The organism is Candidatus Thermokryptus mobilis (genome assembly GCF_900070205.1).
GTDB classification, from domain to species: domain Bacteria; phylum Bacteroidota; class Ignavibacteria; order Kryptoniales; family Kryptoniaceae; genus Kryptonium; species Kryptonium mobile.
Map to the genome: position 1 here is coordinate 1 of NZ_FAOO01000023.1, position 6,808 is coordinate 6,808.

The window sequence follows — 6,808 nt, forward strand, 5'->3', positions numbered from 1 at the left end:
AACCACATAAACATTCATGGAGTCATCAAAAAGTATTTTTGTAACTCTAGTACCAATACCATAAGCACTAGAACTAGAAGGTGGAAAATTTCTTCTATCAAACCGATAGATAAAACCGTCCTCAGTTCCAGCCCAAACATATCCAGAATCATCTACCGCAACCTCCCTCATAAATTCACTCCACCTCCGATAACTTATAAACCGACTTCCATCAAATTTAGCAATGTACTCATATAAACCAAGCCATTTGTTACCTGAATCGTCAATTGCAATTGAATAAACCCAATCGCTCGGCAAGCTTGGATTACTTCTGGTATTATACCATGTTATTTGACCACTTAATGTATCAAGACGAGCAAGTCCATACCCACTTGTTCCAATCCAGACATATCTTCCCTCTGTAACGATAGCATTTATCCAAGCTGCTTCAAACTTAAGCCATTCCTGCGTTTGAGCTAACAAAGATGAGGAAAGAATAATGAAGAAAGCTGAAATTAAAAATAAAACCTTGCCCACCATAGCACTCTCCTTTTTTTTGAAAAAAATTTCTAAAAAAGCTTGAAATTTCAAAGTGATTTATATCACAATCAATAATTTATCCCAAGAACTTTAAATATGAATGCGTAAATATCCGCTTGCTCCTCAATTATTTTTGAAGTTGGCTTTCCAGCACCATGTCCTGCTTTTGTTTCTACCCTGAGCAAAATCGGTGTATCACCCGCGTTTGCAGATTGAAGCGTTGCTGTAAATTTATAGGCGTGCAAAGGAACAACCCTATCATCGTGATCAGCCGTTGTTATAATGGTTGGCGGATAAACAACACCCTTCTTAACATTGTGAAGCGGTGAATACGCATAAAGAAACTTGAAATGTTCAGGATTTGCCTCCGCATTCCCATATTCAGGAACCCAATACCTACCCACGGTAAATTTGTGATATCTGAGCATATCAATCACAGGAACTTCACAAACCACCGCACCGAATAAATCGGGTCTTTGAACCATACACGCAGCTACAAGCAATCCCCCATTGCTCCTTCCATTGATAACGAGTTTCTTTGAATTTGTATAACCGTTTTTAATTAACCACTCACCAGCGGAGATGAAATCATTGAAGACATTTTGTTTTTTATCAAGCATTCCCGCCTGATGCCATTCCTCACCATATTCGCTCCCACCTCGCAAATTGGCTACTGCATAAATCCCACCTATCTCAAGCCAAAGCAACCTTATAGCTGAAAACGACGGCATTATACTTATGTTAAACCCACCATAACCATAAAGCAAAGCAGGATTATTACCATCAAGTTTTAAATCCTTCTTATGGACTACATACATCGGCACTTTAACTCCATCTTTTGACTCATAAAATACCTGCTTCACCACATAATCACCCGCATTGAAATTTTTAAGTTTTGATTCAAAAAATAATTCAAGTTTCTCCGTTTTAAAATCATACCTATAAACATTCAACGGGAACAAAAGGAAGTAAATCCGAAAAACATCTCCGTATCCTTTTGCTTTCCTGATAGCCCTGAGACGGTCCCCGCAGTTGGAAGCTTTATCTCCTTAACAAATTTACCATCAAGCGTGTAAATCTCTATCTTATGCTTGACATCCTCCGTATATACGACAACGAAATGGTCGTTAATTATTCTTGCGTTTGAAATGACCGACTTTTTTTCTGGGATTACCTCAACCCAATTCTTTCTCTCGGGCTTATTTACATCAATTGCTATAATTCTATACCTTGGCGCATTTAAATCCGTCACGAAGTAAAAAACATCACCTTTATTACCGATGAAATCATAACTTGCGTCCGCTTCATCAAGAAGGCGAATGAAGTCATCATTGCTATTTAACTTGCGATAATAAATTCTATTTTTGGGGCTCGTCCCGTGCGTGACAGTCAATATCAAGTATTTCCCATCTTCTGTTATCTGCGGATAAAAATTTAACTCCTTCGCATCGGGTCTTTCATAAACAAGTCTATCTTCCGACTGTGGCGTTCCGAGCCTGTGGAAATATACCTTGTTATAGTTATTCTCCTCCCCTTTTGGAACAGTTCCAGGTTCAGGGAAACGATTGTAATAAAACCCAGAATTATCAGGTAGCCAAGCTATGCTTGAAAACTTGCACCACTTCAAAACCTCATCATAATCCTTTCCAGTTAAAACATCCCTTATTCTTATCTCCTGCCAATCGCTACCACTAGTAGATACACCGTAAGCGAGAAATCTACCATCCTTGCTGTATGATAAATTCATAAGGGCAACCGTCCCATCCTCGCTAAACTTATTTGGGTCAATTACAAGTATATCTTTACCTTTCAAACCCTCCCGCATAAAAAGAACAGATTGATTTTGAAGACCATCATTTTTGAAGAAGAAATATCTTTCCCCAGCTTTAACTGGAACGGAATATCTGGGATAATTCATCAACTCCGTCAACCTATTCTTTATCTTATCATAAAAAGGGGTGGAGCGAATGAAATCAAAAGTGAGCCGATTCTGCTCATCAACCCACCGTTTTACTTCATCTGATTCAAAATCCTCAAGCCAACGATATGGGTCTTGAACTTTAAACCCATGATAATCATCAACGACATCAACCGTCTTTGTGGGTGGATAACTCAACTTCTGGGCAAATGCAGAAAATGTTATTAAAATAGCCAGAAGGAAAGTTTTAATCTTCATCTTATGCCTGTTTATTTAGTTTTTAATACCGCTATGTTCTCAATATGGTAGGTGTGGGGGAACATGTCAACAGGTTGAAGCAACTCTATTTCATAATTTGGGTTATATTCAAGCAACAATTTTACATCCCTTGCTTGAGTCGTTGGATTACAGCTGACATAAATTATTCTCTTGGGTTGAATTTTAGCTATCGCTCTGACCACATCCGGATGCATGCCAGACCTTGGTGGGTCAACTATTATAATGTTTGGTTTCCCAACCTCCTTCATCCAAGATTTATCAATATAGAGCTTATCTCTTAAATCGCCCGATATAAATTTACAATTTTTGACGCCGTTAATCTCGGCATTTCTCCAAGCGTCCTCAACAGCACTTTCAACAAGTTCAAGCCCAACAACTTCCCTCACATAAGAAGAGATAAAAATTGAAATCGTCCCAGTACCAGAGTAAAAATCATAAACGACATCATCGGGATTAAATTTTGCAAATTCAATTATCTTCTTGTAAAGTTTTTCCGCCTGCTTAGTGTTCGTCTGGAAAAAAGAATTTGAAGATATGCGAAAGACATAATCGCCAAGCTTTTCAGTTATAGTCCCGTCCCCGAAATAAACCCTCTCATATTCACCTGTTGAAATTTGCGCTCTTCTGGTATTTATGTTGTTAACAATGGTTGTAATATTCGGAAATTTTGAGATCATCTCTTTTGAAAAATCACCCATAATCTCGGGCGAATCCTCAAACGTCACAAGATTGACCATCACATCCCCGGTGTTTTTCCCCTCTCTTATAACGAGAAAACGCAAATAACCAGAATTCTTTTCAGTTGAATAAATTGAAACTTTTCTTGATTTGAAATAATCCCTCGTAAAGTTCAAAATCTCATTGCTCAGCTCCGACTGTAAAAAACATTCATCAATGTCAAGAACCTTATCGTATCTATCTGGAAGATGAAAGCCAAGGGCAAAATTTTTTTCAAGTTCAACTCCACTTTTAATTTCATCTTCAAGTAACCATCTTTGATCTGAAAACGAAAATTCAATTTTATTCCTGTAAAAGAAAATCTCATCCGAAGGTAATGTTTGAAGCACTACATTTTCAATCCCCTTGAAACCACCTATCCTTGTAAAGCTTTCAATCACATGGTCGCGCTTAAATTCAAGCTGGGCTTTATAATCAAGATTTTGCCACTTACACCCGCCACATATTCCGAAGAATTTACATCTCGGCTCAACTCTCAACTCCGAACCATTTAATATCTCAAGAGGTTCAGCCTCAGCATATGTCTTTTTAACCTTTGTAATTCGCACCCTTACCAAATCCCCAGGGACAACATTTCTGACGAAGACCACAAATCCATCAACCCTTGCTATGCTCTTGCCTTCAAAGACCGTTTTCTCAATTTTAACCTCTATTTCGCTTCCTTTTTCAAACATATCTATAATTTTGCTTGCGTTTCCAAAATCTCAAGAACTTTCTTCATATCCTCGGGAAGATCGGAATCAAAACGCATAAATTCATTTTTTGCCGGATGAATAAATCCAAGCGTTTTTGCGTGCAGTGCTTGTCTTTGCATTATCTTAAGAAGCTCGTCAACGAATAATTTTTTCTTTCTATCAATTCCACCCCAAGCAATCCTTCTTCCACCATAAGTAGGGTCACCGAAAACAGGATGACCGATATGTGCGAGATGAACTCTTATCTGATGCGTTCTTCCCGTTTTCAACCTTAATTTCACAAGGGATAAAAAACCAAATTTTTCAATTACTTCATACTCCGTAACAGCTGGCTTTCCACCGCGAACCACAGCAAATTTTGTCCTGTCACTTCGGCTTCTTCCAACTTCTGCTTCAATCACACCTCTATTTGAGTTAAAATGCCCCCAAACTATCGCCCAATATTCCCTTTCAACTATTTTGTGAAAAAACTGCCTTGCAAGTTGCCTGTGTGTTTCATCATCTTTTGCGACGACAAGCAATCCGCTCGTGTCCTTATCAAGCCGATGAACTATCCCAGGACGAACCTCACCCCCAGAAACATTTACCCGCGATAAACTTGAACAATGATATAGCAAAGCATTGACAAGTGTCCCAGTGTAATTACCATGACCTGGATGAGTGACCATACCGGCAGGCTTATTAACCACAAGGAGATATTCGTCTTCATAAACTATTTCAAGCGGGATTGGCTCTGGAAGGAGTTCAGGTCTTGGCTCTTTTGGTATCTTTACGATTATCCTCTCACCAGGTGCAATTTTATGACTTGGCTTTACAGTTCTTCCATTTACAAGGACAAGACCTGATTCAATCAATTTCTCTATTTTGCTTCTGCTTGCGTTCTCTATCTGGTTCACTAAAAATTTATCAATCCTCTCACGCTTTTCAACATTTGGGACGATAATTTCAACTTCCTTTAAAACTTTATGCTTTTTTACAAGTTCATCAAATTCATTCACCACTTTCAACATTTTTAAGACCGATCTCGGGATTTGTTTCCTTGTCGGTCAACTCTTTCTTTTGGCGAGCAAACAATAAAATTAAAACCCCAACTGTCACGGATGCATCCGCTATATTAAAAATCGGCCATCTATCAATGTGATACCCAAAAATGTTCATATCAAAGAAATCAACATCAATGAAATCAACGACCCGTCCGTGGAAAATTTTCCCATAGTTGAAAATAACACCATAGAAAATCCTATCAATTAAATTCCCAATCGCACCTCCGATTATCATACCGAGAGATAAACGGATTAAAAAACTGTCATTTCGCACCCTGTATAAATAGGCAAAGACAACTATCACAGCAAGAATTGCGAGAAAAGTCAGATAAAATTTATTTCCAAGATTTATCCCGAAAGCCATTCCGGGATTTTCTGTGTAAGTTATCCGAACGAAGTCACCTATAAGACGCTTTGATTCACCTATCCTCATACCGTCTACTTTTATTCCAAGCCAGGGTAATTCAAAACCACGGACGAGAAGTTTTGTGGCTTGATCAATTAAAACGATTAAAATTGATACATAAAGGATTTTCACTGCAAGTTAAAATCCTTTCTTTTGGGCAAGTTTACATTCAATACAAAGTTGAGTGTGCGGGACAGCTTCAAGTCGTCGCTTATCAATCAGCTTCCCACATTTTATACAAACCCCGTAAGTTCCCCTCTCAATTCTCATAAGCGCAGCATCAATGTAATTTAACATTTTCTCCTCGCGGGCGATGAAAAACATCGTTTTTTCTCTCTCTTCTGTCTCGGTCCCGTATTCCATGTGAATTGAATAAGGCGTTCCAACTGGCTTATCGTTCTGTGTCGTCGCCTCAATCAAGGATTGTTTGTGTGCTTCAAGCATTTCAAGTATCTCCTCACGCTTTTTAAGAAGAATTTGCTTGAAATGCTCAAGTTCCTCCTTTGAATAAGATGACTTCACTTGCTCTTTCTGATTCGCGTTGCTGGGATTGACATTGATACTTTCAACCCGCGATTTTGGAGTTGAAACATTTTTTCGCTTCGCAACCTTTTTAACGGTCTTCTTCTTTGCAACTTTCTTCGCTGATTTAACCTTTGCCTTTTTAACTTTGCTTTTTTTCTTCGCTGGCATAATTAACCTCACAAAAGTTTTTTAAATTTCACCATTCAAAGCTTTGAACTACTATTACCCCCTTCTCCCTAGCGAGCTTTAAAAAGGATTCGCTAGCAAAATGCGTAACAAGAACTTTCACTACCTCAATATCACCATATTCCGATCTGACAGCTTCAACTTTCTCCTCAAGCTCATCAAAAACATCACTTTCAAACTCTTCCTTATATTTTTTGCTCTCAAGTCGCATTTTAACCTCACCAACTATAATGATATCCTGACCGTCTTTCTTCGCCATACCGAGCAAATTGATCTCCTTACCACGAACTTCTTTTCGGATCAATCTTTCAACTACTTCAATCCCATATTTTTCTTTCAAAAACCTCGGAAGATGCCGAAACGCTTCATTTTCAAAAGCATAAGAGAAACTCCGCGACAGCCCAGCAAGGTCCATCCTAACCTTAATCAACGATTGTTCCGTCTTTAATTGTGCCTCCGCAAGACGGTCAACTTTCTCTGTCAACCTGTTCAAACGGTC

Annotated in this window: 7 protein-coding genes and 1 pseudogene; all 8 read right to left on the bottom strand. The window is 38.6% G+C overall.

The window, feature by feature from the left end; translation table 11 throughout:
- Window positions 1-516: pseudogene (locus FKZ43_RS10360) on the bottom strand (PQQ-binding-like beta-propeller repeat protein); the annotation flags it as partial.
- A 71-nt stretch (window positions 517-587) separates the two neighbouring features.
- Entirely contained in the window at window positions 588-1,472 is an 885-nt protein-coding gene (locus FKZ43_RS11700; protein WP_320415059.1) for a prolyl oligopeptidase family serine peptidase, read from the bottom strand.
- On the bottom strand, window positions 1,469-2,695 hold the full coding sequence (locus tag FKZ43_RS11705; RefSeq protein WP_320415060.1) for a prolyl oligopeptidase family protein: 1,227 nt from the start codon (window positions 2,693-2,695) through the stop codon (window positions 1,469-1,471). Before FKZ43_RS11705 ends, FKZ43_RS11700 begins: the two co-directional genes overlap by 4 nt.
- Window positions 2,696-2,706: 11 nt before the next feature.
- Window positions 2,707-4,128 carry a 23S rRNA (uracil(1939)-C(5))-methyltransferase RlmD gene (gene rlmD / locus FKZ43_RS10370; RefSeq protein ID WP_140945823.1) on the bottom strand — a complete coding sequence of 474 codons (1,422 nt, stop codon included), beginning with the start codon at window positions 4,126-4,128 and terminating at the stop codon, window positions 2,707-2,709.
- Window positions 4,129-4,130: 2 nt separating this feature from the next.
- Window positions 4,131-5,159: an RluA family pseudouridine synthase gene (locus FKZ43_RS10375; RefSeq protein ID WP_140945824.1), complete on the bottom strand. Its 1,029-nt coding sequence runs from the start codon at window positions 5,157-5,159 to the stop codon at window positions 4,131-4,133.
- Entirely contained in the window at window positions 5,140-5,730 is a 591-nt protein-coding gene (gene lspA / locus FKZ43_RS10380; RefSeq protein WP_140945825.1) for a signal peptidase II, read from the bottom strand. Before lspA ends, FKZ43_RS10375 begins: the two co-directional genes overlap by 20 nt.
- 6 nt (window positions 5,731-5,736) lie before the next feature.
- Entirely contained in the window at window positions 5,737-6,291 is a 555-nt protein-coding gene (locus FKZ43_RS10385) for a TraR/DksA family transcriptional regulator (RefSeq protein WP_140945826.1), read from the bottom strand.
- Between the two features lie 28 nt (window positions 6,292-6,319).
- A partial coding sequence (locus tag FKZ43_RS10390) for a DUF8196 domain-containing protein (RefSeq protein WP_512698797.1) occupies window positions 6,320-6,808 on the bottom strand: 489 nt, incomplete at its 5' end.

Bases quoted from the DNA above. Each gene is read 5' to 3' on its own strand.
- FKZ43_RS11705 (WP_320415060.1), bottom strand. From the start codon at position 2,695: ATGAAGATTAAAACTTTCCTTCTGGCTATTTTAATAACATTTTCTGCA.
- rlmD (WP_140945823.1), bottom strand. From the start codon at position 4,128: ATGTTTGAAAAAGGAAGCGAAATAGAGGTTAAAATTGAGAAAACGGTC.
- FKZ43_RS10375 (WP_140945824.1), bottom strand. From the start codon at position 5,159: ATGTTGAAAGTGGTGAATGAATTTGATGAACTTGTAAAAAAGCATAAA.
- FKZ43_RS10385 (WP_140945826.1), bottom strand. From the start codon at position 6,291: ATGCCAGCGAAGAAAAAAAGCAAAGTTAAAAAGGCAAAGGTTAAATCA.